This is a genomic window from Telluria sp. ZB4P36 (assembly GCF_059685865.1).
Genome location: NZ_JCASIE010000003.1, coordinates 422882 through 449646, shown reverse-complemented (window position 1 = coordinate 449646; position 26765 = coordinate 422882). Strand labels below are relative to the sequence as shown.

General features: G+C 65.8%; 22 protein-coding genes and 1 pseudogene. 13 read left to right on the top strand and 10 right to left on the bottom strand.

All coding sequences use genetic code 11. The features are described from left to right. Positions 1-34: 34 nt before the first annotated feature. Positions 35-1597: a S8 family serine peptidase gene (locus tag AC56LK_RS07300; protein ID WP_497183893.1), complete on the bottom strand. Its 1563-nt coding sequence runs from the start codon at positions 1595-1597 to the stop codon at positions 35-37. A gap of 369 nt (positions 1598-1966) precedes the next feature. Here AC56LK_RS07300 and AC56LK_RS07295 point away from each other — a divergent pair, with 369 nt between their 5' ends. Both AC56LK_RS07295 and AC56LK_RS07290 read left to right on the top strand, forming a co-directional pair. Then, complete coding sequence (locus tag AC56LK_RS07295; protein ID WP_497183892.1) at positions 1967-3073, top strand: S-(hydroxymethyl)glutathione dehydrogenase/class III alcohol dehydrogenase; 1107 nt, start codon at positions 1967-1969, stop codon at positions 3071-3073. A gap of 233 nt (positions 3074-3306) precedes the next feature. Then, positions 3307-5148 (top strand): M56 family metallopeptidase, encoded by a 1842-nt coding sequence (locus tag AC56LK_RS07290; protein WP_497183891.1) that lies wholly within the window; start codon positions 3307-3309, stop codon positions 5146-5148. A gap of 78 nt (positions 5149-5226) precedes the next feature. Here AC56LK_RS07290 and AC56LK_RS07285 read toward each other — a convergent pair whose 3' ends face one another. Further along, positions 5227-5775 carry an SRPBCC family protein gene (locus tag AC56LK_RS07285; protein ID WP_497183890.1) on the bottom strand — a complete coding sequence of 183 codons (549 nt, stop codon included), beginning with the start codon at positions 5773-5775 and terminating at the stop codon, positions 5227-5229. Positions 5776-6005: 230 nt separating this feature from the next. Between AC56LK_RS07285 and AC56LK_RS07280 the strand changes: the two genes are divergently transcribed. Further along, complete coding sequence (locus AC56LK_RS07280) at positions 6006-6410, top strand: GFA family protein (RefSeq protein WP_497183889.1); 405 nt, start codon at positions 6006-6008, stop codon at positions 6408-6410. Between the two features lie 67 nt (positions 6411-6477). Then, the gene (locus AC56LK_RS07275; RefSeq protein WP_497183888.1) at positions 6478-8790 is read left to right on the top strand and encodes a UvrD-helicase domain-containing protein; all 2313 of its coding nucleotides are present in this window, start codon (positions 6478-6480) and stop codon (positions 8788-8790) included. A 52-nt stretch (positions 8791-8842) separates the two neighbouring features. Here the strand turns inward: AC56LK_RS07275 and AC56LK_RS07270 are convergent, their stop codons facing one another. The 3 genes from AC56LK_RS07270 to AC56LK_RS07260 are packed head-to-tail and all read right to left on the bottom strand — an operon-like array spanning position 8843 to position 11120. After that, complete coding sequence (locus AC56LK_RS07270) at positions 8843-9625, bottom strand: BPSS1780 family membrane protein (protein ID WP_497183887.1); 783 nt, start codon at positions 9623-9625, stop codon at positions 8843-8845. After that, the gene (locus tag AC56LK_RS07265) at positions 9622-10581 is read right to left on the bottom strand and encodes a homoserine kinase (protein WP_497183886.1); all 960 of its coding nucleotides are present in this window, start codon (positions 10579-10581) and stop codon (positions 9622-9624) included. Before AC56LK_RS07265 ends, AC56LK_RS07270 begins: the two co-directional genes overlap by 4 nt. Before the next feature lie 50 nt (positions 10582-10631). Then, positions 10632-11120, bottom strand: a complete 489-nt coding sequence (locus AC56LK_RS07260) for a hypothetical protein (protein ID WP_497183885.1) — start codon at positions 11118-11120, stop codon at positions 10632-10634. A 173-nt stretch (positions 11121-11293) separates the two neighbouring features. Between AC56LK_RS07260 and polA the strand changes: the two genes are divergently transcribed. Beyond that, entirely contained in the window at positions 11294-14071 is a 2778-nt protein-coding gene (gene polA, locus AC56LK_RS07255; RefSeq protein ID WP_497183884.1) for a DNA polymerase I, read from the top strand. On the opposite strand, the gene AC56LK_RS07250 is transcribed toward polA, so the two are convergent. The 4 genes from AC56LK_RS07250 to AC56LK_RS07235 all read right to left on the bottom strand — a co-directional run bounded on the left by AC56LK_RS07250 (position 14049) and on the right by AC56LK_RS07235 (position 17391). Further along, positions 14049-15083: a sensor histidine kinase gene (locus tag AC56LK_RS07250; protein ID WP_497183883.1), complete on the bottom strand. Its 1035-nt coding sequence runs from the start codon at positions 15081-15083 to the stop codon at positions 14049-14051. The two genes, polA and AC56LK_RS07250, sit on opposite strands and share 23 nt — an antisense overlap. Further along, positions 15076-15786: a response regulator gene (locus AC56LK_RS07245; protein WP_497183882.1), complete on the bottom strand. Its 711-nt coding sequence runs from the start codon at positions 15784-15786 to the stop codon at positions 15076-15078. Before AC56LK_RS07245 ends, AC56LK_RS07250 begins: the two co-directional genes overlap by 8 nt. A gap of 13 nt (positions 15787-15799) precedes the next feature. After that, positions 15800-16321 carry a periplasmic heavy metal sensor gene (locus AC56LK_RS07240; protein ID WP_497183881.1) on the bottom strand — a complete coding sequence of 174 codons (522 nt, stop codon included), beginning with the start codon at positions 16319-16321 and terminating at the stop codon, positions 15800-15802. Positions 16322-16428: 107 nt separating this feature from the next. Next, positions 16429-17391 (bottom strand): helix-turn-helix transcriptional regulator, encoded by a 963-nt coding sequence (locus AC56LK_RS07235; RefSeq protein ID WP_497183880.1) that lies wholly within the window; start codon positions 17389-17391, stop codon positions 16429-16431. 111 nt (positions 17392-17502) lie between these two features. Between AC56LK_RS07235 and AC56LK_RS07230 the strand changes: the two genes are divergently transcribed. From AC56LK_RS07230 to AC56LK_RS07195, 8 genes and pseudogenes are all read left to right on the top strand, one after another. Then, complete coding sequence (locus AC56LK_RS07230) at positions 17503-18150, top strand: glutathione S-transferase family protein (RefSeq protein WP_497183879.1); 648 nt, start codon at positions 17503-17505, stop codon at positions 18148-18150. Positions 18151-18447: 297 nt separating this feature from the next. Further along, positions 18448-19035, top strand: a complete 588-nt coding sequence (locus tag AC56LK_RS07225; protein WP_497183878.1) for a PEP-CTERM sorting domain-containing protein — start codon at positions 18448-18450, stop codon at positions 19033-19035. A gap of 28 nt (positions 19036-19063) precedes the next feature. Beyond that, a complete protein-coding gene (locus AC56LK_RS07220) occupies positions 19064-22618 on the top strand; it encodes a pectinesterase family protein (RefSeq protein WP_497183877.1) in 3555 nt (1184 codons plus the stop codon). A 77-nt stretch (positions 22619-22695) separates the two neighbouring features. Further along, positions 22696-23439: a YceI family protein gene (locus AC56LK_RS07215; RefSeq protein WP_497183876.1), complete on the top strand. Its 744-nt coding sequence runs from the start codon at positions 22696-22698 to the stop codon at positions 23437-23439. Between the two features lie 84 nt (positions 23440-23523). Beyond that, on the top strand, positions 23524-24063 hold the full coding sequence (locus tag AC56LK_RS07210; RefSeq protein ID WP_497183875.1) for an SRPBCC family protein: 540 nt from the start codon (positions 23524-23526) through the stop codon (positions 24061-24063). Positions 24064-24157: 94 nt separating this feature from the next. Continuing rightward, on the top strand, positions 24158-25039 hold the full coding sequence (locus AC56LK_RS07205) for a dienelactone hydrolase family protein (RefSeq protein WP_497183874.1): 882 nt from the start codon (positions 24158-24160) through the stop codon (positions 25037-25039). Positions 25040-25150: 111 nt separating this feature from the next. Then, positions 25151-25888 carry a ZIP family metal transporter gene (locus tag AC56LK_RS07200; RefSeq protein ID WP_497183873.1) on the top strand — a complete coding sequence of 246 codons (738 nt, stop codon included), beginning with the start codon at positions 25151-25153 and terminating at the stop codon, positions 25886-25888. A gap of 113 nt (positions 25889-26001) precedes the next feature. Continuing rightward, positions 26002-26301: pseudogene (locus tag AC56LK_RS07195) on the top strand (MerC domain-containing protein); the annotation flags it as partial. An 88-nt stretch (positions 26302-26389) separates the two neighbouring features. Here the strand turns inward: AC56LK_RS07195 and AC56LK_RS07190 are convergent. Then, positions 26390-26761, bottom strand: coding sequence for a Fur family transcriptional regulator (locus tag AC56LK_RS07190; RefSeq protein ID WP_497183872.1), 372 nt, complete (start codon positions 26759-26761; stop codon positions 26390-26392). Positions 26762-26765: the final 4 nt, after the last annotated feature.

Sequence of the window (26765 nt, the reverse complement as noted above, 5' to 3'; positions counted from 1 at the left end):
CCGAAGGCGTCCCTTCTTACATGCAGCGCAAGGCTTAGTTACCGCAGCCCAGCGAAGCGATGCGGTCGCGTGCGGCCTTGGCCTGCACCAGGCCGAAGCCGTACTTGGTGTCGCGGCCGGCGGTGCCCAGGTCGAGCGCGCTCTTGGTGAGCGAGGCGCGCATCTGTGCGGCGGTACAGGTCGGGAAGTAGCTCCACACCAGTGCCGCCACGGCCGACACGTGCGGGGTCGCCATCGAGGTGCCGTCGAAGTAGGCGTAGTTGCTGGCCTTGATGCCGACCGTCGCGTTCTGGCCCAGCTGCAGCTTCATCGCGGCGCCATCGGTATCGGTCGCGGTGACCGACGGGATGGTGGTCACGGTGGTGCCCAGCGTGCCGCCGAAGGCGCCTGGCGCGTTGTTGTACACCACGGCGCCGACGCCGCCGCTGTTCTGGCAGTTCGAGACCTTGGTCGCGAAGTCGACGGTGCCGCGCTGGATCAGGCAGACCTTGCCGGAGACGGCGGTGTTGACCGTGTCGCCGATGCCGAAGTCGGCCAGCGGTGCGGTCGCGGTCAGGACCGGCGAGCCTTCCATCGCGCCCGGGGCATAGGTGCTGGAGCCGACGGTCAGCACGGCTTCCTGGCCGGTGCCCATCGGGACGGTCGACAGGACGCTGACCCCAGGGCCGGCCAGTTCGACCTTGCTGTTGTACTGCGAGAAGGTGGCCCACTGCTTGTTCTCGTCGACCGCGCCGACCATGACCACGCTGGTGTAGCCGGCCGGGTAGGAGACCACGGTGTTGCCGTCGTTGCCGGCAGCGGCGAGACTCAGCACGCCTTTGGAATACAGGCTGTCGAAGGCCTTCTGCTCGGTCATGCTGCGCGCGCCGCCGCCCAGCGACATGCTGATCACGTTGGCGCCGGCGGCGCCGCACTTGTTGGCAGCCGAGGCCAGGGTCGAGGAATAGGCCCAGCCGTTGGCGCCGAACACCTTCACGATGTGCAGCTTGAGCGTCTTGTTGGATGCCACGCCGACGACGCCGGTGCCGGCATTGTTGATGGCGGCGATGGTGCCGGCCACGTGGGTGCCGTGGCTGTTCTCGTCGGTGTACCACCAGCCGGTGCCGGCGTCGTATTCGCCCGTGACGGCGTTGGCCGACAGGTCTTCGTGGTTGCGGTCGTAGCCCGAGTCGATGATGCAGACCTTACGGTTGGCCGCGGCGCTGTCCGACAGCAGGTCGGCCTGCACCTGCTTGATGCCGTAGGGGACCAGCTGGCCGGTGGCGTACGGGGTGCCGGTCGACGGCGAGGTCAGCGCGAACGGCTTGCGGACCACGTCTTCTTCGATGTATTCGACGTTCGGGTTGTTCTCCAGTCCTTTCAGCGCGACTGCCGGGACCTCGATGGCCATGGCGTTCATGCCGAAGATTTCGTGCTTGACCGAGCCCTTGGCCGCGGCGACGCTCGACTTCACCTTGGCAGCGGCGCCCGGCTTGAAGGCGACGATGACGCGGGTGGTGTCGGGAGCTGCGGCCTGCGCGTTGCCGAAGACGCCGGCAGCGACCAGGGCTGCCAGGCAAACGCGAAGGGAGGTTGCGCGAGTGTTTTTGTCTACCATTAATCTTCTCCGTTTGAAAAACAAGTTATGACGCCTTGGCTCTGTAGGCCTCGTGCGCTGTTGTAGCCGCGTTGTGCGCGGTTACATTTAGTGTATTTCAAAAACATCTACGTATGCATACGGAGTGCAACTGTGCGCAGGAAACACTTGATCAAGCACAGTTCGCTACCAATTCTCCATGCACGGCGTCTTTACGGCGTGTTATTTTTAATCCAAACGTCTGCAGTAAACAGAGTTTCCGGACTCTTTCTCTTCCCTCGAAGAGCAGGCCCGTGCCACGCATGCGCCAACTCCTTGCTATCATTCCAAGCTTTACAGCGTTGCAAATCCGTTGTCGTTACGCAACATTCTGGTTCAGGAAGGGAGCACATGAAGACCAAGGCTGCAGTTGCATGGAAGGCGGGCCATCCGCTCACGATCGAAGAAGTCGAACTCGAGGGCCCGAGGGCCGGCGAAGTGCTGGTCGAAGTCAAGGCCACCGGCATCTGCCACACCGACTACTACACGCTGTCGGGCGCGGATCCGGAAGGCCTGTTCCCGGCCATCCTCGGCCATGAGGGCGCGGGTGTGGTGGTGGACGTCGGCCCGGGCGTCACCAGCCTGCGCAAGGACGACCACGTCATCCCGCTGTACACCCCGGAATGCCGCCAGTGCAAGTTCTGCCTATCGCAAAAAACCAACTTGTGCCAGGCGATCCGCTCGACCCAGGGCCGCGGCCTGATGCCCGACGCGACCTCCCGCTTCTCGCTGGACGGCAAGCCGCTGTACCACTACATGGGGACCTCGACCTTCTCGAACTACATCGTGGTGCCGGAAATCGCGCTGGCCAAGGTGCGTTCGGACGCGCCCTTCGACAAGATCTGCTACATCGGCTGCGGCGTCACCACCGGCATCGGCGCCGTGATCTTCACCGCCAAGGTGGAGGCGGGCGCCAACGTGGTCGTGTTCGGCCTGGGCGGCATCGGCCTGAACGTGATCCAGGCGGCGAAGATGGTCGGCGCCGACAAGATCATCGGCGTGGACCTGAACCCGGAACGCGAAGCGATGGCGCGCAAGTTCGGCATGACCCACTTCATCAACCCGACCAAGGTCGAGAACGTGGTCGATACCATCGTCCAGCTGACCGACGGCGGCACCGACTACAGCTTCGAGTGCGTCGGCAACGTCACCACCATGCGCCAGGCGCTCGAGTGCTGCCACAAGGGCTGGGGCCAGTCGATCATCATCGGCGTGGCGGCGGCCGGCCAGGAAATCTCGACCCGTCCGTTCCAGCTGGTGACGGGCCGGGTGTGGAAGGGCTCCGCCTTCGGCGGCGCGCGCGGCCGTACCGACGTGCCGAAGATCGTCGACTGGTACATGGAAAACAAGATCAACATCGACGACCTGATCACCCACCACCTGCCGCTCGAGCGCATCAACGAAGGCTTCGACCTGATGAAGTCGGGCGAGTCGATCCGCTCCGTCGTCGTCTACTGATTCCGCCGGCAGGCCAGCATGGCCTGCAGCCGGGTTTCTTGCGCGGCCTCCGGGCCGCGTCTTCCATTCTGCACCGCGAATGTTGCCGTCTGTCGCAACAGGCTGGCCGGCAAGTCCCCGCACGCCTAGAGTCCAAGCTGGCCGGTAGCATCCGTCCAGAAGTAGAAAAAAAGTTCTAGACAAATTTATCTAGAACTTTTAATCTAGTTGCCAACGATGAGGGAGAGCACCCGATGAACGAACTGGTCGGCACTGTGGCCTCTAGCCTGGCCTGGGCACTGATCGATTTTCTGTGGCAAGGCCTGCTCGTCGGGTGGGCGGCCGCGCTGCTGCTGGCGCTGATGCGCAAGGCGCGGCCGCAGGCACGCTACCTGGTCGCCTGCGCCGCGCTGCTGCTGTGCGCGGCCCTGCCGCTGGCCGGCATGATCGAGCGTATCGCCGCGGCGGATGCCGGCGTGGCCACCAGCGCGCTGCCTCTGGGGGCGGACACGGTAGCAACAGCCGTGTCGGCGCTGCCGGTGGTCGTGATCGATGCCGGCCGTCTTGCGGGTTGGGAGTCGGCCTTGCAGGAACGCCTACCGCTGGTGGTGCTGTTCTGGGCAATCGGCGCAGGCTTTCTGGCCCTGCGCATGGTGTTCGGACTGGCCTGGGTGCGCCGGCGCAGCCGGCCGGGCGCATACCGGCTGGATCCCACGTGGCAGGCGCGGCTCGACGGCATGGCGCGGGCCATGGGCATCGTCCGCAGCGTCACGCTCGGCATCGTCGACGATCTGACCAGCCCGGTGACGGCCGGCTGGTGGCGCCCGGTGGTGCTGGTGCCGGCGGCTCTGGTGTCGGGCATGCCGCCCCAGCTGCTGGAAGCGCTGCTGGCCCACGAGCTGGCCCACGTCCGTCGTTGTGATTACCTGGTGAATTTGATCCAGAGCGCGATCGAGATCCTGCTGTTCTACCACCCGGCCGTGTGGTGGCTGTCGAACCGGATCCGCGAAGAGCGCGAACAGATTGCAGATGATGTAGCCGCAAGCACGCTCGGCGAACCGCGGCGCCTGGCACTTGCATTGTCCGAACTGGACCTGTTCCAGTTCACCCCGCAACTTGCCCCAGCAGCACATGGAGGAAATCTCATGTCCCGTATCAAACGCCTGGTTCGTCCCGAAGCCGAACCATTGAACTGGAAACTCGCCCTGCCTGTACTGGCCGTGCCGATCCTGGGCCTGGCCACCGCCGCGGCCTTCTATTCCTGGTCGACGCCGGTGCAGGCCGCCGCCGAGCAGCCTGCACCTGCGCCGGCGCCGCGTGCCGAGCCGGCACCGCGTCCGGAACCCCGTGTCGACGCGCCGGCCGAGCGCCGCGTAGTACGCAAGGCCGGCAGGGACAATCCCTATGCCGTCGTGCGCGCCAACGACAAGAACACGAGCATGAGCGGCAGCAGCGACGACTGGGACGAGATCAAGGAAGCCAAGCGCCGCATCGGCGGCGACTTCCTGTGGTTCCGCGAAGGCGGCCAGGCGTATTACATCCAGGACCCGAGCGTACTGGCCAGGGTCGACGCGGCCTGGGCGCCGATGAACAAGCTGGGCGCCCAGATGGACGTGCATGGCAGGGAGATGGACGTGCACGGCAAGAAGATGGATGCGCTGGGCAAGGAAATGGACGTGGCGGCGCGCGGCTTCAAGCCGGACGAGACCACGATGCGCGCCATCGAAGGCCGCATGAAGGCGCTGGGCGTAGAGATGGAGACGCTCGGCAAGCAGCTCGCTGCGACCGACAGCATCAAGGAGCGCGAGCGCATCCAGCACCGCATGGGCGAACTCGGCAAGCAGATGTCGGTCGCGGGCAGCGAAATGGGTCGGGTGCACAATGAGCCGGGCATGCGCCAGGCGCAAAAGTCGATGGACGAGATCGGCCGCCGCATGAGCGAGGCCGGCAAGCCGATGGATGCGATCGGCAAGAAGATGGGCGCACTCGGCAAGGAGATGGAGCGCGAGAGCAAGGCGGCCGACCAGACGGTGCGTGCCCTGATCCGCGAAGCGCGCGAGAAGGGCTTGGCGAAGCCGGTGCCGCAAGCGGGTTGAACAAGAAAAAACGGCCTGGCGCTTGACGCGGCAGGCCGTTGTTTTTTACCGCCTGGTCAAAAACCGGCGGCTGCGATCTCAGTGTTGCGCGATCGAGCCACGCCATGCGCCGGTTTCCGAACCGCGCTTCTCCAGCAGTTCCTTGAAGTTATGCAGGTTGCCGCGCAGTTCCATGCGCACGGCGCCCAGGGCGTCGCCGACGGCTTCCAGCGCGCCATCCGGTTCATAGTCCATCTGGACCATGACGCGGCAGCAGGTGTCCGAGATCTTGTGGAAGGTCGCGACGCCGCCGTTCTTCACGCCGGTGACGCTGCGCCATGCGATGCGCTTGTCGGGGATCTGTTCGGTGATCTCGACATCCCACTCTTTCTCTTCGCCGGCGACGTTGGCGCGCCAGTGCAGGTGCTTGTCGTCCAGCTGGCGAATTTCCTTCACGCTCTTCATGAATTGCGGGAAGTCTTCGAACTGGGTCCACTGGTTGTAGGCCGTCTTGACCGGGACGTTGATCTCGATCGATTCCGACACCGACGAGCTGGCGCCGGAGCCGCTACGGTTCGCTTTGAGTTTTTTGGACAGCATCATGCCGCCGACGGCAAGCGCGGCAACGGTAACTACGCGGTTCAGCATAAGAATTCTCCTTTGGTAGCAGCCATGTCGCATGCGCGATGTATCTGGCCCGAAACGTGGCATGCGAAGGCCAATGAATCGATAAATACTGGTCCGGCGGGCCATGCATTGTGTCGCAAGCATCTCGTGAATCTGTCATTAAAATAAGCGAAAAGATAATCGGGCGGCGCGCGGAAGGATGGGCCGCTTATACTGATGAGCTCGTTGTTGGCGGCCAGAAAGGAGACCGAATGGACTTGCAAGGAGGATGTTTCTGCGGTGCAGTTCGCTATCAGGTGACGGGCGACATATTCAACAGCACCCTATGCCATTGCACCGACTGCCGCAGGAGCTCCGGCGCACCGGCAGTGGCCTGGTTCAGCGCCCGCCGCGCCGATTTTCGCTTCACGCAAGGCGCGCCGCTGCGCTTCGCGTCGAGCGAACAGGTGCTGCGCGGTTTCTGTCCGCAGTGCGGCACCACGCTCAGCTTCGAGGATGCACGCTGGCCGGAAGAACTCGACATCGCCAGTGCCAGCCTCGACGATCCGGAACTGGTGCCGCCGGGGGACCACACCTTCGTGCGCAGCCGCCTGGGCTGGATGAAGATGGACGACGGCCTGCCCGAGTACCCGACCACCCGCTCTGCGGGGAAGTAAAGGACAGGTGCGATGACTGTTGCAAAGCTGGATGGGCATACAGTAATCCCGGCGTTATAATGGCCGGATGCAGAATCTCCTCCATAACCTCAATCCCGAACAGCTCGCCGCCGTCACCCTGCCGTCGCAGAGCGCGCTGATCCTGGCCGGCGCCGGTTCCGGCAAGACGCGCGTGCTGACGACCCGCATCGCCTGGCTGATCCAGACCGGGCAGGTGTCGCCCGCCGGCATCATGGCGGTGACCTTCACCAACAAGGCGGCGAAGGAGATGCTGACCCGCCTGTCCTCGATGCTGCCGATTAATACCCGCGGCATGTGGATCGGCACCTTCCACGGCCTGTGCAACCGCCTGCTGCGCACCCACTATAAAGATGCGGCGCTGCCCCAGGTCTTCCAGATCCTCGATTCGCAGGACCAGCTGTCGCTGATCAAGCGCATGCTGAAGGCGCACAATGTCGACGACGAGAAGTACCCGGCCAAGGCGCTGATGTACTTCATCAACAACGCCAAGGAGCAGGGCCTGCGCGCGAACCGTCTCGAGCCGAACGACCCGATCGAGCGCCGCATGATCGAGCTCTACGAGGTGTACGAGGGCCAGTGCCAGCGCGAGGGCGTGGTCGATTTCGCCGAGCTGCTGCTGCGATCGTACGAGCTGCTGGCGCGCAACGGGCCGCTGCGCCACCACTACCAGATGCGCTTCCGCCACATCCTGGTGGACGAGTTCCAGGATACCAACGACCTGCAGTACAACCTGTTGAAGCTGCTGGCCGGGCATGACGAAGAGGGCGGCGGCGCCATCTTTGCCGTGGGCGACGACGACCAGAGCATCTATGCCTTCCGCGGCGCCAACGTCGGCAACATGCAGGCTTTCGAGCGCGAATTCCGCGTCAAGAACCTGATCAAGCTGGAGCAGAACTACCGCTCCTACGGCCACATCCTCGACAGCGCCAACTACCTCATCGCGAACAACACCAAGCGCCTCGGCAAGAACCTGCGGACCGATGCGGGGCAGGGCGAACAGGTGCGCGTGTACGAGGCGGCTTCCGACCTGGAAGAAGCCCAGTGGATCATCGAGGAAGCCAAGAGCCTGATGGCCGACGGCCTCCCGCGCAGCGAGATCGCGATCCTGTACCGCTCCAACGCGCAAAGCCGGGTGATCGAGCACGCGCTGTTCGCGGCCGGCCTGCCCTACACGGTGTACGGCGGCCTGCGCTACTTCCAGCGCGCCGAGGTCAAGCACGCGATCGCCTACCTGCAGCTGATGGACAATCCGCACAACGATTCGGCCTTCCTGCGCGTGGTGAACTTCCCGACCCGCGGCATCGGCGCGCGCTCGATCGAGCAGCTGCAGATGGCGGCCGACTCCTACGGCATCTCGCTGTACGCGGCGGTGCCCTACATGACCGGCAAGGCCGGCACCTCGCTGGGCGCTTTCGTGAAGCTGGTCGAGTCGGCCCGTTTCGAAACCCAGCAGCTGCCGCTGCCGGAGCTGGTGCGCGTGGTGCTGGAACGCAGCGGCCTGCTGCAGCACTACCAGAACGAGAAAGAGGGCGCCGACCGCATCGAGAACCTGGAGCAGATGGTCAACGCCGCCACCCAGTTCGTGCAGGAAGAAGGCTTCGGCCAGGGCGCCCCGGCCCACCTCGGCCCGCAGGCGCTGCCCTCGGTGGGCGAAGCGATCGTCAACCAGGACGGCATCGAGATCCTCGATTCCGATGCGCCGCTGGCCAGCGTGATGTCGCCGCTGTCGGCCTTCCTCACCCACGCTTCGCTGGAAGCGGGCGACGCCCAGGCCCAGGCCGGCCAGGACGCCCTGCAACTGATGACGGTGCACTCGGCCAAGGGCCTGGAATTCGACGCGGTGTTCATCACCGGCCTGGAAGAAGGCCTGTTCCCGCACGAGAGCAGCGCGCGCGAACTCGATGGCGTCGACGAAGAGCGGCGCCTGATGTACGTGGCGATCACGCGCGCGCGCAAGCGCCTGTACATGAGCTTTACCCAGCAGCGCATGCTGCACGGCCAGACCCGCTTCAACATGAAGTCGCGCTTCTTTGACGAGCTGCCGGAGGAATCGATCAAGTGGCTGTCGCCGCGGGTGCAGACCCAGTGGTTCGGCGGCCGCAAGCAGGCCACGGCCTGGGACGACGCCGCCTTCCGCGACGGCTCGGACAACAAGATCGCGCAGCAGATCACGCAGAAGTCGGGCAACGGCTCCGGCTGGCGCGTGGGCGAGTCGGTGGCGCACGCCAAGTTCGGCGAAGGCGTGATCGTGAACATCGAAGGCGGGGCGGGCGCGGCGCGCGCCCAGATCAACTTCGGCGCGGCGGGGATGAAGGTGCTGGACCTGTCGATTGCGAAGCTGGAGCGGGTGGGGCGCTGAACCTGGCGCGCATGAAGAAAGCGGGCCATGCCCGCTTTCTTATTTGCACAACTTATTTGCCCAGATTGACCGACCCGGCCGGCGTACTGTCCACCGGCTTCCCGAAAATCTGCCGGTAGCCCGCATACATCGCACACTGCAGCAGCAGGATGAACAGGAAGATCAGCCACATGATCACCACCCGCGTCATGTTCGAGGCGCCCAGCAGCAGCGTGATCACCATGCAGATCCCGAAAAAGATCGCGAACCAGGCCAGCAGCAGCACGATGAACACGCGGGCGCTGCGCAGCACCGCGAAGAAGCTGTAGAACACCGCCTTGCCCGGCCCCATCTTCTGCCAGTAGGTCAGCGGGGCGGCGAAGCACAGCGACATCAGCGCCGCCACGTCCAGCCCGAAAATCATGAACATCGCCAGGATGTCCGAGCCCGCCACCTGCGGCTGGCCGCCTTCGCGGCCCTGGCGCGCCACTTGCTCCCAGAAGCCCGGATCGACCGCGAAGCGGGTGATCAGGGCCATCAGCAGCGACACGCCCAGGTAGATCAGGCCGACCTTGCACAAATCCTTGACCACCGGCTGGCGGAAGCCTGTCAGCAGTACGCCAGGGGTCACCCGTTCGCCGTTCTCGATCATCAGGCAGGCCTTCATGAAGGCCATCGAGAACGAGGGAATCAAGACCACCGCGATCATCGGGCCGAGCAGGGGCACGGCACTGATGCCGATGCTGATCAGGATGTTCGCGAACAGCAGGGTGGTGAGGGCGGCCGGCTGTTTGCGGAACAGGCCGGCGCCTTGCTTGAGCCAGTGCCAGCCGGTGATTGCGGGGATAGAGTTCATGTAGGCAGTTCGGGCGCGCCGCGTTCGATGCGGGCGCGCAGGATACGTTCAAAATGGGTGGGGTCGTGCGGCGTCAGCAATTCTGCCGCACGCGGAATATGGAGGTCGTACAGGCGCGACAGCCAGAAGCGCAGCGCGCCGGCGCGCAGCATCGGCAGCCAGGCGGCGTGTTCCTGGGGCGTGAACGGACGCACGGCGTGATAGGCCGCGAGCAGGGCCTGCACGCGCGCTTCATCGAGCACGCCCGAGGCGAGATCGACGCACCAGTCGTTGACGGTCACGGCGACGTCGAACAGCCAGGTGTCGACGCCGGCGAAATAGAAGTCGAAGCAGCCGCTCAGGCGCTCGCCTTCGAACATCACGTTATTACGGAACAGGTCGGCGTGCACCGGGCCGCGGGTGAGGGCGGCGTAGGTGGCGGTGGCGGCAAAATCGGTCTGGAAGCGCACTTCGTTGTGCAGCAGCTCCGCTTCCGGCCTGGATACCAGCGGCAGTACGGTGGGCGCCGTCGCCGTGATCCAGTCCAGGCCACGCAGGTTCGGCTGCACCAGCGGAAAGTCGCGCCCGGCCAGGTGCATGTGCGCCAGCATCGTACCGACTTCGGCGCAGTGCGGCGGCTGCGGATCCATCTGCGAGGCCCCGCTCAGGCGGCTGACGATGATCGCCGGCTTGCCGTGCAGGGTGACCACCAGTTCGCCGTCCGCATTCGGCACCGGCGCCGGCACCGGGATGCCGCGCTCGGCCAGGTGACGCATCAGCTGCACGTAGAAGGGCAGTTGCCCGAAGCCGAGGTTCTCGAAAATGGTCAGCACGAATTCCCCACGCTCTGTCGTGAGGAAGAAATTGCTATTGTCGATGCCGGAGGAAATGCCCTGCAGCGCGAGGGCGCGGCCGAGGGGGAACTGCTTGATCCACTGGGAAAGGTCGTCCAGCGAGACCGCGGTGAAAACTGCCATGAGCTAGCAACAAAGGTAAGGGTCGGCCACCGCGGAGGGCAGCGTCGGGATTATTTTTTTTCGACGGGTTCCAGTGGTGGCGGAGGCGGTGCATCGGCGCGCGGGGGCACACCCGGCTTGGCCGGCGCCGGCGACGGGGCCGCAGTCGCCGGATCGGCGGCCTGCTTTTTCGGATTACCGAAGTCGAATTCCATGACCTGCCATTGTGGGGCGCGGATCGCGCTGCTCTGGGTATCGCCGGGTTGGGCGTTTCCTGGTGCAACGTTGGGTTTCATGATGTAGCGGCTCTTGCCGCTTTGCACTTCCACTTCGGTGACCTGTCCGCTGTTGTTCCGCTTTTCGGTGATGCGGGTACGTTCTTTCGGCGGGATGGTGGTGGCCGGCACGTCGCTGCCCGGCTCGATGCGCTCGAGCTGGGGCGGCGTCTGGCCCGGACCTTGTTGCGTGGGCGCCTGCTGCTGGGATTGCGCCGCGGCCAGGCCGGCGTGCGCGATCAGGCACAGCGAAAGGAGTTTCAGGCGGGAAGATGTGCGCAACATGATGGTCACCTTGTGTCGTTTGGTTCATTGTAACAAACCGACACGCTTCCCTGTGAAAAGTGTGCGTATTTGAACCGCAGGGCCCGGCATCTCTTGTGCGTCGGTCAAGCTGATTCTGCGATAATGCCGGACACTTTTGGCGCGGCCGCGCCGGCTCACTTTTTTGTCGCCCTATGGAAAATACCCTGCTGCTCGTTGACGGTTCCAGCTATCTCTACCGCGCCTACCACGCGCTGCCCGACCTGCGCAGCCCGGACGGCTTCCCGACCGGCGCCATGCACGGGATGGTCAACATGCTGCGCCGCCTGCGCGCCGACTATCCGGCGGCCTACATCGCCTGCGTCTTCGACGCCAAGGGCAAGACCTTCCGCGACGACCTCTACCCGGAATACAAGGCCACCCGCGCCTCGATGCCGGAAGACCTCGGCAAGCAGATCGAACCGATCCACGAAGTGGTGCGCTACATGGGCTGGCCGATCCTGATGGTCGACGGCGTCGAGGCCGACGACGTGATCGGCACCCTGGCGGTGCAGGCGACCGCGCGCGGCATGAAGACGATCGTCTCGACCGGCGACAAGGACCTGGCCCAGTTGGTCAACGACAAGGTCATGCTCATCAATACCATGACCAACGACAAGCTCGACGAAGCCGGCGTGATCGCCAAGTTCGGCGTGCCGCCCAACCGCATCATCGACTACCTGACCCTGATCGGCGACACCGTCGACAACGTCCCGGGCGTGAACAAGTGCGGCCCGAAGACGGCCGTGAAGTGGCTGACCCTGCACGGTTCGCTCGACGGCGTCATCGAAAACGCGCACAGCATCACCGGCGCGGTCGGCGAGAACCTGCGCGCCGCGCTCGAGTGGCTGCCCAAGGGCCGCGAGCTGATCACCGTGAAGACCGACTGCGACCTGGTGAACCACGTGGTCTCGTTCGAGGAAACCCTGGTCGGCCGTCCGGAAAACGCGGAAGCCCTGCGCGACTTCTTCCAGCGCTACGGCTTCAAGACCATGCTGCGTGAACTGGGCGGCGGCAATGGGCGTGCCGATGGCGCGGTGGCGCCGGCGCGCGGCGCCGGTCCGGGCGGGGCGCCGCTGAATTCCCCCGAGGGCGCCTCCGGCACCCTGCCGGGCATGGCCATCATCAAGGGCGAGTACGAGACCGTGCTCACCGACGAGCAGCTCGACAAGTGGCTGGCCCTGATCGACGCGGCCGCGCTGACCTCGGTCGATACCGAAACCACCTCGCTGGACCCGATGACGGCCGAGATGGTCGGCATCTCGCTGTCGACCGAGGCCGGCAAGGGCGCCTACATCCCGGTGGCCCACCGCTATGCCGGCGCGCCCGACCAGCTGTCGCGCGAGCACGTGCTGGAGCGGATGCGCCCCTGGCTGGAGAACCCGGCCAAGCCCAAGCTGGGCCAGAACCTGAAGTACGACATGCACATCTTCGAGAACCACGGCGTCAAGCTGAAGGGGATCGTGCACGACACCCTGCTGCAATCCTACGTGTTCGAGTCGCACAAGCCGCACGACATGGATACGATGGCGATGCGCCACCTCGGCTACACCACGATTCCTTTCGTGGACGTGTGTGGCAAGGGCGCCAACATGATCTGCTTCGACCAGGTCGAGCTGGGCCGCGCCACCGAATACGCCGGCGAGGATTCCGACATCACGCTGCGCCTGCACCAGACCATGCTGTCCCACGTCGAAGCCGACAAGGGCCTGACTTACATCTACCGCAACATCGAGATGCCGACCATGGGAGTGCTGCAGAAGATCGAGCGCAACGGCGTGCTGATCGACGCCGAGCTGCTGGGCGTGCAGTCCGGCGAGCTGGGTGCGCGCATGCTGGAGCTGGAGCAGCAGGCCTATGAGCTGGCCGGCGGCCCCTTCAACCTCGGTTCGCCGAAGCAGATCGGCGAGATCTTCTTCGGCAAGCTCGGCCTCCCGGTGATCAAGAAGACCGCCACCGGCGCGCCGTCCACCGACGAAGAGGTGCTGCAGAAGCTGGCCGAGGATTACCCGCTGCCGAAGATCCTGCTCGAGCACCGCGGCATGTCGAAGCTGAAATCGACCTATACCGACAAGCTGCCGAAGATGGTGAATCCGACGACGGGCCGCGTGCACACGAATTATGCGCAGGCGGTGGCGATCACCGGCCGCTTGTCCTCGAACGAGCCGAATTTGCAGAACATCCCGGTGCGGAACGCCGAAGGCCGCCGCATCCGCGAAGCCTTCATCGCGCCGCCGGGCAGCGTGATCGTGTCGGCCGACTATTCGCAGATCGAACTGCGCATCATGGCGCATATCTCGGGCGACCCGGCCATGCTGAAAGCCTTCGCCGAAGGCGAGGACATCCACCGCGCCACCGCGGCCGAGATCTTCGGCATCGCCCCGGATGAGGTGCAGAGCGAGCAGCGCCGCTATGCCAAGGTGATCAACTTCGGCCTGATCTACGGCATGAGCGCCTTCGGCCTGGCCCAGAACCTGGGCATCGAGCGCGGCGCGGCGGCCAGCTACATCGACCGCTATTTCGCCCGCTTCGCCGGCGTCAAGCAGTACATGGACGAGACCCGCCTGCAGGCCAAGGCGCGCGGCTACGTCGAGACCGTGTTCGGGCGCCGCCTGTGGCTCCCCGAGATCAACTCCCCGAACGGCCCGCGCCGCGCGGGCGCCGAACGCGCGGCGATCAACGCGCCGATGCAGGGCACGGCGGCCGACCTGATCAAGCTCGCCATGATCGCGGTGCAGGGCTGGCTGGAAACCGGGAAGCTGGGCACGCGCATGATCATGCAGGTGCATGACGAACTGGTGCTCGAGGTGCCGGAAGCCGAGCTGGAACTGGTGCGCGTGAAGCTGCCGGAGCTGATGGCGGGCGTGGCCACGCTGAACGTGCCGCTGGTGGCCGAGACCGGCGTGGGGCCTAACTGGGAGCGCGCGCACTAAGCGGCAGCGTCACGCGCAGGCAGCTGCCGGCATCGCGCGGCATGCAGCCTGCCTCGCCGCCGTGGTGGCGCGCGATCTGGCGCACCAGGCTGAGGCCCAGGCCGACGCCGCCCGCCGCTTCGCTCGCACCGGGAATGCGGTAGAAGGGCTCGAAGATGCGCTCCCGTTCGCGCTCGGGGATGCCGGGGCCGCCGTCGCAGACATCGAGCCGGAGTTCCGCAGGGCCGCTTGCGGCGAGCCGCACCGTGACGGGAGAACCGGCCCCGTACCGGACCGCATTCTCGAGCAGGTTGCGCACCATGCGGCGCAGCAGCTTCGCGTCGCCCATGACGGTCAACGTGCCGGCGTCCAGTGCGGCGCTCGTGCGGGCGCATTCTTCTGCCAGCAAGCCGGTCAGGTCGACCTCTTCGAAACAAGGCATGGCGGCGCCAGGCGCATCGAGGCGGCTGGCCAGCAGGATCTCCTCGATCAGCGCGTCAAGTTCGCCGACGTTGCGCTGCAATTCGGCGCGCAGGGCGGGTGCCGCCTGCTCCGCCATCAGTTCGACCGCCATCCGGATGCGCGCCAGCGGCGAGCGCAGTTCGTGGGAGGCGTTGGCCAGCAAGGATTTCTGCGATGCGACCAGCGCCTCGATGCGCGCGGCCGAGTCGTTGAAGCTGGCCGCCAGGCCGGCTACTTCATCCTTCCCTTCGACGGCCACGCGGGTCGCGAGCCGTCCCGAACCCCAGGCTTCGACGCTGTCTTGCAGCCGCTCCAGGCGCCCGGTCAGGCGGCGCACGACCGGATAGGCGCACAGGGCCACCGTCAGGGCGATCACGGCCAGCAGCACGACGAAGCCCAGCGCGTGCCGGTTCGGGCCGATGATCGCCAGGCCCGCACGGGACGGATCGAAGTGCAAGTGTGCAAAGCCGAACAGGAAGGCGGCCAACAATAGGCTGGTAAGCAGCGCAAGATAGAAACGCACATACAGGCGGCGCCAGGGCGGGATCGTTCGCGATACGGCCTCAGGCATCGTGCACCTTCGCGAACACATAGCCGGCGCCGCGCACGGTGATGATGCGGCGCGGCTGCTTGACCTCGTCCTCGATCGCCAGGCGCAGGCGGCCGATGTGGACGTCGATCGAACGGTCGAAGGGATCGGTGGCTTGGCCCTTGACCGCCTCGAGGAGCTGGTCGCGCGACAGCACGCGGCCGGCCCGTTCGGCCAGGGCGACCAGCAGGTCGAACTGGTAGGCGGTCAGCGCGCGCGCTTCGCCATCGAGCCGGACGGTGCGCGCCCCGGGATCGATCTCGAGGCGGCCGAAGCGCAGCACCCGGGCTGCCGGCTCGGCCGCCATCGGCGGACGCCGCAGCACGGCGCGCAGCCGCGCCAGCAGTTCGCGCGGCTCGAAGGGCTTGGGAAGATAGTCGTCGGCGCCGATCTCGAGGCCGACGACCCGGTCCAGCGGATCGCCTTTGGCCGTCAGCATGACGATCGGAAGCGCGCACAGGGGCGCGGCCAGCGCCCGGATCCGGCGGCAGACATCGAGGCCGTCGGCATCGGGCAGCATCAGGTCGAGCAGGACCAGCCCGACGTCCTGTTCGCGCTGCAGGATGGCGATGCCCTCCTGCGCGCTCAGGGCATGCCGGACGATGAAGCCGTGCGGCGCAAGATAGGTCGCGACCATCCCGGCCAGGCGTTCATCGTCTTCGATCATCAGGACAGTCTGGACCATGGGGCATCTTACCTTAGAGCATCAGCTGCCTCAAATGCCCGGCGAAGCGAAGGCGCTGTTCGGGCGTGAGGACATCGGCGGCATCCGCGACCGCTTCCACGATGCGCCGGCTGCCGGCATCGACCTGCTGTACATGTCCGGCGCGCAGCTGCTCGAGTGCGGCCCGGTCGACCACGGGCGCCATCAGCAAGGCATGCGCACGCACGTGCATCTGGCGGCGCTGTTTGTGCGCCGGACGCAGGTCGGCCATCGCTTTTTTGGCGATGGCGGCGACCCGGGCTTGCTGGTCCGGCGTGGCGTCGCCGGCCAGCTGCGCCACCATCTTGTCGATATGCGCGTCCATGGCGGCTGGATCCATGGCCATGGGGCCTGCGTGCCCGGGATGATGCAGCCCCGGGGCGGCGCCGGCGAAACTGGCGCCGGCGCCGGCGCCGGCGGCTGCCACGGCGACGGCGACGGCGGCCAGCCAGCGTCTTGCCGGGCGAGATCCGCGCGCGGGGAGAGTATCCGCCTGGTGATCCTTGTGCGATTTCATGAGAGCTCCTCGAGGTTGTGAAGGAACTCCACTCTGGGGCCGGCGTTTGGCGCCAATGTGTGTGGCGGGTAAAGAATTGTAAAGCAGGCCAGGCAACGTGAAAATCATCAGCAGCCGTAGGTCTCAGCCAGCTGTCGGGCGATGCGGGCCATGTGGACGCGCAGCGCCTCCGGCTCGATGACTTCGGCCTCGGCGCCGAAGCGCAGCAGCTCATGCGCGGCGTGGTGGAGGGGGCCGACGGGGAGGGTGACGGTGCGCCATCCATCCTCCTCCGCTTCCGCGATCGTGGCGTGAGCGAGGGCATAGGGCGGCAGGAAGGCCTCCATCATCTTGATTCCCCAGGGCGAGAGCCGCAGGCTGGCCTGCTCCGGATGCTGCTCCAGCTCGAAGCGCCGTGCGTTCTCGGTCCAGTAGGCCGGCAGGTCGAAGTCGTCGGCCGGGCCGATGCGGCCGTCGAGCAGGTCGAGTTCGAGGATGCGCGAGACCCGATAGGTACGCACGCTCGTTCCCTGCCGGGCGACCAGGTACCAGGCACCGCCCTTGAGCACGACGCCGAGCGGGTCCAGTTCATGCTCCTTCTCTGCTTTCCAGCTGCGATAGCGGATGCGGACCGGCCGCTCGCCCCAGACGGCCTCCGCCAGCCGCGGCAGGCAGGCGGGGCGTTCGCTTGCGTCGAACCAGCCGGGTACGTCCAGGTGGAAGCGCAAGCGCATCCGCCCGGCGCCTTCGCGGATCTCGGCGGGGAGCGCGGACAGCAGCTTGTCGCGGGCGCTCGCGCAGGCCGCGCCGAGTCCGAGTTCGGCCGCCTGTCCCGATAAACCGCCGAGGAACAGGGCTTCGGCTTCCAGCGCCGACATGCCGTTCAGGCGCGTTCGATAGCCGTCCAGCAAGCGGTAGCCGCCAAGGTTGCCGCGCTCGCTGTAGATCGGGATCCCGGCCGCGCTCAAGGCATCGACGTCGCGATAAATCGTGCGCAGCGACACGCCGTACTCGTCGGCGAGCGCCCGGGCGGTCGCCTGGCCGCGTGCCTGCAGGGTGGTGAGGATGAAAAGAAGTCGACTGGCGCGCATGGGCCCAGTGTAATCCATACCTGACAGAAGATGTCAGCTTGGCAGGCTTACCATGCTGTGGGTCGACCGCGGATCGGCACACCGACAACCAGGCAACCATCGAGGACCGCCATGACCACACAGCGCAGCATCAGCTTCTTCCATTCGCCGCACACCCGCTCGTCAGCCACCTTCATCCTGCTCGAAGAACTCGGCGCACCCTATGAACTGCGGGTCTTGAACATGAAGGCCGGCGAACAGCGCCAGCCCGCCTTCCTGGCCGTGAACCCCTTGGGGAAAGTACCGACCATCCTGGACGGCGACACCGTCGTGACCGAGCAGGTGGCGATCTTCATCCACCTGGCCGACCGCTTCCCGCAGGCGGGCCTGGCGCCGTCCCTCGCCGATCCGCTGCGCGGCGCCTCCCTGCGCTGGATGGTGTTCTACGCGGCCGCTTACGAGCCGGCGCTGGTGGACCGCTTCATGCAGCGCGAACCGGCGTCACACATGAACACGCCCTACGGGAGTTTCGAGGCCATGATCGGCGTGATCGAAGCCCAGCTCCGGCAAGGGCCCTACCTGCTCGGCGACACCATGTCGGCTGCCGACATCTTGTGGGCATCGGCACTGGGCTGGGGCATGGCATTTGGCGGCGTACCGCACCTGCCCGTGTTTGCGGAGTATGCCGAGAGGCTGGGTGCCCGCCCGGCAGCAAAGCGTGTGGAGGAACGCGACAAGGTACTGGTTGCCGCGCATGAGGCTGCGCTGGCGGCTGCATAAGGCGCTTCACTTCCATCTTTGCAACATATCCGGTCGGACCAAATTTAAAATGGTCCGACCAAATCTGATTCATTTATGCTAACCTGCAAGCTCCACTGCCGAGTTCGGCAACTGGAGCTGAAGCGCTAGCACCACGATCGCTCCCCAGGCCAGCCCACGAGGCCGGCAAGGCCGTGCAGCGAGCATTTTCACGCTTCTCCAAACGACATTCATAGCGAAGAGCGCGCGTTTCCCAGCGGGGCGCCGCGCCGGCGCTCGCCTGTCGACACCATCACCTAGACCGATCAGGACCAAGAAATGAAAACAAAAATCATATTGGAGACACTGGTATTGGCTGCAGCGTTCACGGCAAGTCAGGCGGGCGCCGCACCGATTTCCCTGCAGGGCAGCATGATTACCGCCACCTACAACGGCTCGGCCGAGGGCATGCTGGGGCTGGACCACGGGTTCGCGGCGGAATTGGGCAGCAATACGACCGCTATCGATCCCAGCGACCAGCCAGGCGTCGAGTTCCTCAGCGCCGACTGGCTATTCGGCGTCGACTTCACGACCACCGGCCGGTTCACCGTGATCCTCAACGGGGTCCAGCCGAGCCCCGGCGACTACCGCATGGTCTTCGATTTCGGCGCCGGCCTGGGCCAGCGGATCGGCGGCTTCACGCTGCTGGACACCAGCGGCACCGGCATCTTGCCGGCCTTGTCCGTGCTGAACGACCACAGCATCGCGATCGACCTTTCCTCGGTCACCTGGAACAGCGCGTTCGGCGAGTTCTCCGCGCAGATCGATGCTGCGGCGGCAGTGCCGGAGCCGGGCAGCTTCGGCCTGGCACTGGCCGGCCTGGCCGGTCTTGCGCTCACCCGGCGCCGCAGCGGCACCCAAGGCTAACCCTTTCATCCTGTTCCAGGAGGTTCACATGAAACATCCAGGTTTCAAGGCACCGGCATGCGCCGCTGTCCTGCTGGCGTGCGTCTTCGGCGTGCCCGCAGCCGCGCTCGCCGAACCGGCACGGCAGGTAGCACCGGCAGACGGCTGGGCCGGCCAGGCCGGCGGCACGCTCGGAGGATCGGCAGCCAGCACCGAGCACATCTACACAGTCACCAAGCGCGCCGAACTGCTGGCAGCACTGAACAACGGCGGCGACAACCCCAAGATCATCAAGCTGGTCGGCACCATCGACATGAGCGAGGGCAGGCCCTACACCAGTACGGCCGACCAGGCCGCGCGCGCTGCGATCCGCCTCAAGAACAATACGACCCTGATCGGCGCCGACGCCAATGCGGGCATCGTCAACGGCAGCGTGCTGGTGTCGAACGTCGCCCAGGTCATCATCCGCAACCTCAAGGTGGTCGCGCCCTGCGACGTCGAGCCGGTCTGGGACCCGACCGACGGTGCCACCGGCAACTGGAATGCGGCCTATGATGCCATCGGCGTCTCCGGCTCGCACCATGTCTGGGTCGACCGCGTGAGCTTCACCGACCTGCCGCTGACCGACGACTTCCTGCCGATGGAAAACGGCAAGAAGAAGCAGTGCCACGACGGTGCGCTCGACATCACCAATGGCTCGGACTACGTGACGGTGTCGTACAACGTCTTCGGCCAGCACGACAAGACCACGCTGGTCGGCGGCAGCGATTCGGCCACCAGCGACGAAGGCAATCTGCGCGTCAGCTTCAGCAACAACGTGTACCGCGACGTGGTCCAGCGCTCCCCGCGCGTGCGCTTCGGCCAGGTCCACGTATTCAATAACTACTTCGTCGGCAGCAAGGCCGGGTCGCCATATGCGCACAGCTACAGCATCGGCGCGGGCAAGAACGCCAAGATCCTGTCGACCAACAACGTGTTCGAGATCGCCGGTGCGCCAGGCTGCGACCAGGTCGTCACGAACATGAGCAGCGCAACTCCCGGCGCCTTCAAGGACAGCGGTTCGCTCCTCAACGGCAAGGCGCTGGGCGCCTGTGCGGTCTCGAATGCCGTCACCTGGACCCCGCCGTACGCCTTCACCCCGCGTCCGGTGTCGCTGGTGAAGGCCAACGCACTGGCCCAGGCCGGCGTTGGCAAGATCACGACCACGATCAGCGGTACCGGCAAGGTCAGCGTGGACCAGAACCCGACCCTGGCGTGCCCGGCGACCGGCCTGTATTTCTGCGACGACTTCCAGGACGGGACCAGCGCCAAGTGGAACCTGCTGCCGCTGGCCGGCCCGAACGGCAGCTTCAGCGTCCGCTCCGAGATCGAGGGCGGGACCAACAAGGTGCTGCAATACACGGCCGCGAGTACCGGCGGCGTGCTCGCGCTGGTCAAGCCGGAGGTTTTTGGCGGCGTGCCTTCGGGCGACTACTTCGTCGAAGCACGCATCCGTCCGATGACGAACGGTACGACCGGCAACAAGTTCCTGTATCTCGTCACGCGCTACGTGAATCCGTCCAACTGGTATGCGGCCGGCCTGAATGTGCAGAACAGCACCACCAGCACGCAGGTGGAAATCGCCCGGATGCTGAACAATACCTTGAGCCGTCCGCGCCAGGTGCGCGCGCCGATCGCGATGGATGCGCAGTTCTACACGGTGCGCTTCGAGATGATCGGCAGCACGCTGACGGTTTATCTCGACGGCAAGAACCTCGGCTCGGTGACGGATGCCACGTTCGCGGCGCGCGGCCTGATCGGCCTGTACACCGCCAACAAGTCCTTCATGATCGATGACGTGCGCGTCGGCGATCCAGGCCTGAAGCCGGTGCAGCTGAACGTCGATCCTCCCGGCCTGGCCTGGTCGGCGGAAGTCGGCGACGCACCCTACCAGGTGAAGGTGACGGCGGTGGCCAGCGACGGCCAGCCGGACAGCTTCAGCGCCGAATCGAGCAACCCGGCCGTGGTGACGGCGTCCACCAGCGGCAGCACCGTGACCCTCACAGCAGTGGGCGCGGGCAAGGCCGACATCGTGTTCCGCAGCGGCTCCGCGCCCTCGATCACGCGTACGATCGCCGCCACCATCGCGCCGCAGTTCGTGCAGCCGACCCAGGTGTACCCGATGCAGGGGGCGAGCTTCCCGGCACCGCTGGAGCCGTCGGCGCACGTCGACACCTCGCTCAGGCTGGTCTTCGACAAGCCGCCGACCCTGGGCAGCAGCGGCAGCATCCGCATCTTCCGCAAGCTCGATGATGCGCTGGTCGACGTCATCCGCCTCAGCGGCGAAACCGATGCGCTGGGTTACGCAGGCCAGGCGCTGGTACGCAGGGTCAACACTGCGCCGATCAAGATTGCCGGCAACACGGTGACGATCAAGCCGCACAGCAGCAAGCTGGCCTACGGCACCGAGTACTACGTGGCGATCGCCGATGGCGTGTTCACCGGCACCAGCCTCGGCGGCACACCCTTCGTCGGCCTGGGCAAGGCGGCGGGCTGGACCTTCTCTACCCGAGCCAGCGCGCCGACCGGCAACAGCCTGGCGGTGGATGACGACGGCGAGGCCGACTTCCGCACCGTACAGGGTGCGCTCAACCATGCGATGCAGCACGTCGCGAAGGCGGACCCGGTCACGATACATATCCGGAATGGCCGCTACGAGGAACTCCTGTACCTGAATGGCAAGGACAATGTCACGATCAAGGGCGAAAGCCGCGATGGCGTGATGATCTCCTACACCAACAACGAGACCCTGAACCCGGGAACGGGCGGCAGCCAGCCGGGCACGGCGACCGGTACGCCTTCCGGCGGGCGCGCGCTGATGCTGGTCGAGGCCTCGGACATGCTCAGCCTCGATACCCTGAGCCTGAAGAACACCACCATCCGCTCCAGCAGCATCTCGGGCCAGGCCGAAACCATCTACTTCAACAGCGACGGCCGCCTGGTAGCGAAGAACGCCGGCTTCCACAGCGAGCAGGACACCCTGAACCTGAAGGGCTGGTCCTGGTTCTACCGCAGCCTGGTGGAGGGCAACGTCGACTTCATCTGGGGCAGCAGCCGGGCGGCGCTGTTCGAGGAAAGCGAGATTCGTTCGGTGGGCGACAGCGCCAACGCCGGCAGCGGCGGCTACGTGCTGCAGGCGCGGGTGGCATCCAGCAGCGATATCGGCTACGTGTTCCTCAACAGCGCGCTGACCCATGGCCCCGGTCCGGGGCCGCTGCGCGGCGACGTGCCGAACGGCGCCACCTACCTGGCGCGCAGCCCGGGCGGGACCGCCACCTGGGACAACATCGCCTTCGTCAACTGCAAGATGGACACGCACGTGGCGCCTGTCGGCTGGGCAGGGCAGGGCGTGAACGGGCAGCCGGCGCCGAACCCCGTGGTGGCCCGCGCCGATGCGGGCTGGCGCGAGTACGGCAGCACCGACATGGCCGGCAATCCGCTGAACCTGGGGGCGCGGGTCGGCGGTTACATCCTGAGCGACCTTGACGTGGCGAATCGTTTCGCGTCGCGCGCCCAGGTGTTTGCGGCGTATGGCAACGGGGCGGGGTGGAATCCGCAGCCGTGATGTAAGCTCGCGATATCTTCGGTAGTAAATGGCCGGCGTTCCTGGAAAGCGGGAACGCCGGTGTGCGCGTACACTGAATGGCCGAGATCGATATGAGCGCTGCGAAAAGAACGCTGCCTGAGCCGACGCTGTCCCGTCCGGTCGCCACGAAGCGCCTCCTGCCATTACTGTTGCTACTGGCCGCTTGCGGGCGGCAACTGGGGCCGCCAGTGCCGGGGGCAGGAGCCGATTCAGCCTCCTATCGCGCAGGGGCGACTTCCAGTGACGCCGTCTACGCAGTCGATCCGGATGCCTCGCTCCTGACGGTCACGGTACGCCGCGCGGGCCTGATGGCGCGACTCGGGCACGACCACGTGGTGGCCAGCCGCTTGCTGGCGGGCTATGTCGCGCCTGGCGCCGGCAGCGCAGATATCTCTTTCCGTGTCGACCAGATGACCGTCGATGAGCCGCAACTGCTGCGCGACGCGGGCATTGCCAAACAGCCGTCATCGCAAGCGGTCGAGGGCACGCGCGCGAACATGCTCGGACCGGTGCTCGAGGCGCAGCGCTTTCCATCGGTGACGCTGCATGCGGAGCGGCAGGCAGACGGCAGGCTGCGCGTTGCCGTCACGCTGCATGGCGCCACGCGCTGGCTGGTGCTGCCGGCCACAATCCGGGTCGATGCGGCACAGGTGATCGCGAGTGGGACGGCGCGCCTGAAGCAGACCGATTTCGGCATCACACCCTTTTCCGTAGGCGGCGGGCTGCTATCGGTGCAGGACGAGCTGGAGGTGCGCTACCACATCGTCGCAGAGCGCCGGAGACCATTCGCCGCCCCATAAGGTGGACTGGCCTGCGCTTGCCCCGCATGCTACGCTCGGCGGATGCTACATCGCATCGCATACACGCTGTTGCTAGGGTGCGCCTTGTTGGCCTGGGGCACTGCCTCGATGGCGGCGCAGCCCGGCGGGCCCAGGTTCGAACTGAACGTCGATCGCGTCGATGGCGCCGATGGCGGCAAGGTCTACCAGATCACGTCGAACGGCACGGTGGCGGCAACACCGGCCGCTACCTGGCGTGTTCTCACCGATTACGAGCATTTGGCCAGTTACCTGCCGAACCTGAAAAGCGCTCGCGTCGTGTCTCGCAATGGCGAACGCGCCATCGTCGAACAACTGGGCACCGCCCGCTATCTGTTTTTCAGCCAGACTATCCGCGTGGTGGTGCTGGTGCGCGAACGGGCGCCGGACCGAATCGACATCAGCCTGATCGAGGGCGACATGAAGGTCTACCGCGCCAGCTGGGAGCTGAGTCCTTTGCCGGGCGCCGCCGGCACCAGGATCGTGTACAACGCGACCATCGAACCGAAGTTCGACGTGCCCGGCATCGTGGGGGTAAGCGTAGTAAAGAAGGATATTGCCAAGATGATGGCGGCGCTCTTGTTGCGATTGGATCGGCAGGAGTAGTTGTATGACCCGCCAAGGCTGCTGGGTCCAAGCGTGCGCCCCTCCGGATTTTGCTAGTATAGCAAGCCTGTCCAACACAACCGGAGGGGTGCACATGAAAGATCTCATCAGCGATGCCGAAAGCCTGCTGTCCGCCAGCGCGTTCGACAAGGGCGTCGATCGCCGCGTCTTCCTGAAAGCCGCCGCCGGCAGCGGCTTCGCCGTCGCCGCGCTGCCGGTGGTGGCGCAGACCCAGATCCAGACCAGCGCCGAAGGCCTCGACGCCGGCGACCACATCGTCGTCGTCAACGGCCAGGACGTCCCGGTCTACCGCGCCCAGCCCAAGGACCGCACCAACCTGCCGGTGGTGCTGGTCATCTCCGAGATCTTCGGCGTCCACGAGCATATCAAGGACGTGGTGCGCCGCTTCGCCAAGGCCGGCTACCTGGCCGTGGCCCCGGACCTGTTCGTGCGCCAGGGCGACGCCACCAAGACTCCGATGCCGGCCCTGATGAAGGACATCGTCGCCAAGGTCCCGGATGCGCAGGTGATGACGGACCTCGACACCATCGTCAAGTGGACCAAGCAGCGCGGCGGGAATACCGACAAGCTGGGCATCACCGGCTTCTGCTGGGGCGGGCGCATCACCTGGCTGTACGCGGCCCACAACCCGGACGTGAAGGCCGGCGTGGCCTGGTACGGCCGCCTGGTCGGCGAGACCAATGCGCTGCAGACCAAACACCCGATCGACGTCGCCCAGAACCTGAAGGTGCCGGTGCTCGGCCTGTACGGCGCCAAGGACGGCGGCATCCCGCTGGAGTCGGTGGAGCGCATGCGCAAGGCCCTCGACGCCGGCAACAGCCGCTCGATGATCCACGTCTATCCGAATTCGGGCCACGCCTTCCACGCCGACTACCGCCCGAGCTTCAACGCCGACGACGCCAGGGACGGCTGGAGCAAGGCGCTGGGCTGGTTCTCGAAGCACGGCGTCGCCTGATCTTGCACGGACACAAACCGGGCAGGGTACAATGCTCGGTTTGCCGCTCCGCGTAAGACCAACAAGAGGTTTCAAATCGACCCCATTCTTTCTTCCATCCTGCTGGCGACCGTGATCGCCGGCGTCGCCAGCATCACCGGCGCTGCCGTGTTTTCGTTCACGCTGCTGTCGAAAGTGGTGGAACGGATGGTCAGCCTGTCGGTGGGCATCATGCTGGCCACCTCGCTGCTGCACGCGCTGCCGGAAGCCTTCGAGTCGGGCGCCGACCCGCGCAGCCTGTTCGCCACGCTGCTGGGCGGCCTGCTGGCCTTCTTCGTGCTGGAAAAGCTGGCGATCCTGCGCCACTCGCACCATCACGAAGGCGACGGCCACCACCACGCCCATGGCCATGACGCCCACCAGGCCGGCAAGTCAGGCTGGATGATCCTGCTGGGCGATGCGATGCACAACTTCACCGACGGCATCCTGATCGCCGCGGCCTTCCTCGCCAATCCGGAACTGGGCATCGTCACCGCGCTGGCCATCGTCGCCCACGAGATCCCGCAGGAGATCGGCGACTTCATTGTGCTGCTCAACGCCGGCTTCTCGCGGCTGCGCGCCTATGTCTTCAACCTGTTGTGCAGCCTGATGGCGGTGGCGGGCGGCCTGCTCGGCTACTTCACCCTGGACCAGGCCAGCGGCCTGATTCCCTATGTGCTGGTGTTCGCCTCCTCGGGCTTCATCTACATCGCCGTCAGCGACCTGATGCCGCAGATGCAGCGCCGCGCCACGGTGCGCGAATCGGTGCCCCAGGTCGCCCTGATCGCGCTCGGCGTGGCCATCGTCGTGACGCTGAACCACGCCTACTGAGATTCGCCGCACTGCACGCGTCCGCTTGTTGCGCCTCTAATGATAATGACTTATCATTACCGGAGTGCTCAACCAAGGATGCCTGCCATGCCATTTTTGCGCTTCGTCTTCTGATGAAGACCCTGATCCGGTTCGCCGACTATGCCGGCATGGCGGCGTCGGCCCTGTGCCTGCTGCACTGCCTGGCGATGCCGCTGCTGATCGCGGCCTTTCCTCTGCTGGGCCTGGGTGGCGAGCATCACGCGCTGCACGATGCGCTGCTGTTGGGCGTGACGGTGCCGGTGCTGCTGGCGCTGGTGCCGGGTTACCTGAAGCACCGCGATCCGGTGGCCTTGTCGCTCGGGATCGCGGGACTCGGCGCCTTCCTGGTCGCGGTGTTCACCGTCGGGCCGCAGTGGGGCGAGATAGCGGAGGCGGTGGCGGCGGTGGCCAGCAGCGTGCTGCTGCTGGCGGCGCATTGGCGCAATCACCGCTATTGCAGGGATTGCCGTACGGCGAAATCTACGCGCGGCAGTTGCTGCACAAGCCGTACAAGGTCAGCTCGTGCGATTCCAGCACGAAGCCTTCCGGCGTCAGCTTCTGCATATCCCCCGGGCAGGCGTGCACCTCATACACCTTGTCGCATGCGCGGCAGTGGAAGTGGTGGTGGTGGCCGTGGCCGGCGATCTCGTAGCGGTCGCCGCCGCCCGGCAGCGACACCGTGGTGATCTCGCCGGCCTCCAGCATCGACTTGATATTGCGGTAGATGGTCGCCATGCCGATGCCCGGCACCACGCCCTGGGCGTGTTCGAGGATTTCCTGCGGGGCCAGCGGACGGCCGGCGTCCTCCATGCACTGGTGGATGGCCTTGCGCTGGCGGGTATTGCGTTCCACGGCG

What these genes read in the sequence shown, in the direction of transcription:
- AC56LK_RS07300 (WP_497183893.1), bottom strand. Translation starts at nt 1,597, where the DNA reads ATGGTAGACAAAAACACTCGCGCAACCTCCCTTCGCGTTTGCCTGGCA.
- AC56LK_RS07295 (WP_497183892.1), top strand. Translation starts at nt 1,967, where the DNA reads ATGAAGACCAAGGCTGCAGTTGCATGGAAGGCGGGCCATCCGCTCACG.
- AC56LK_RS07290 (WP_497183891.1), top strand. Translation starts at nt 3,307, where the DNA reads ATGAACGAACTGGTCGGCACTGTGGCCTCTAGCCTGGCCTGGGCACTG.
- AC56LK_RS07285 (WP_497183890.1), bottom strand. Translation starts at nt 5,775, where the DNA reads ATGCTGAACCGCGTAGTTACCGTTGCCGCGCTTGCCGTCGGCGGCATG.
- AC56LK_RS07280 (WP_497183889.1), top strand. Translation starts at nt 6,006, where the DNA reads ATGGACTTGCAAGGAGGATGTTTCTGCGGTGCAGTTCGCTATCAGGTG.
- AC56LK_RS07275 (WP_497183888.1), top strand. Translation starts at nt 6,478, where the DNA reads ATGCAGAATCTCCTCCATAACCTCAATCCCGAACAGCTCGCCGCCGTC.
- AC56LK_RS07270 (WP_497183887.1), bottom strand. Translation starts at nt 9,625, where the DNA reads ATGAACTCTATCCCCGCAATCACCGGCTGGCACTGGCTCAAGCAAGGC.
- AC56LK_RS07265 (WP_497183886.1), bottom strand. Translation starts at nt 10,581, where the DNA reads ATGGCAGTTTTCACCGCGGTCTCGCTGGACGACCTTTCCCAGTGGATC.
- AC56LK_RS07260 (WP_497183885.1), bottom strand. Translation starts at nt 11,120, where the DNA reads ATGTTGCGCACATCTTCCCGCCTGAAACTCCTTTCGCTGTGCCTGATC.
- polA (WP_497183884.1), top strand. Translation starts at nt 11,294, where the DNA reads ATGGAAAATACCCTGCTGCTCGTTGACGGTTCCAGCTATCTCTACCGC.
- AC56LK_RS07250 (WP_497183883.1), bottom strand. Translation starts at nt 15,083, where the DNA reads ATGCCTGAGGCCGTATCGCGAACGATCCCGCCCTGGCGCCGCCTGTAT.
- AC56LK_RS07245 (WP_497183882.1), bottom strand. Translation starts at nt 15,786, where the DNA reads ATGGTCCAGACTGTCCTGATGATCGAAGACGATGAACGCCTGGCCGGG.
- AC56LK_RS07240 (WP_497183881.1), bottom strand. Translation starts at nt 16,321, where the DNA reads ATGAAATCGCACAAGGATCACCAGGCGGATACTCTCCCCGCGCGCGGA.
- AC56LK_RS07235 (WP_497183880.1), bottom strand. Translation starts at nt 17,391, where the DNA reads ATGCGCGCCAGTCGACTTCTTTTCATCCTCACCACCCTGCAGGCACGC.
- AC56LK_RS07230 (WP_497183879.1), top strand. Translation starts at nt 17,503, where the DNA reads ATGACCACACAGCGCAGCATCAGCTTCTTCCATTCGCCGCACACCCGC.
- AC56LK_RS07225 (WP_497183878.1), top strand. Translation starts at nt 18,448, where the DNA reads ATGAAAACAAAAATCATATTGGAGACACTGGTATTGGCTGCAGCGTTC.
- AC56LK_RS07220 (WP_497183877.1), top strand. Translation starts at nt 19,064, where the DNA reads ATGAAACATCCAGGTTTCAAGGCACCGGCATGCGCCGCTGTCCTGCTG.
- AC56LK_RS07215 (WP_497183876.1), top strand. Translation starts at nt 22,696, where the DNA reads ATGGCCGAGATCGATATGAGCGCTGCGAAAAGAACGCTGCCTGAGCCG.
- AC56LK_RS07205 (WP_497183874.1), top strand. Translation starts at nt 24,158, where the DNA reads ATGAAAGATCTCATCAGCGATGCCGAAAGCCTGCTGTCCGCCAGCGCG.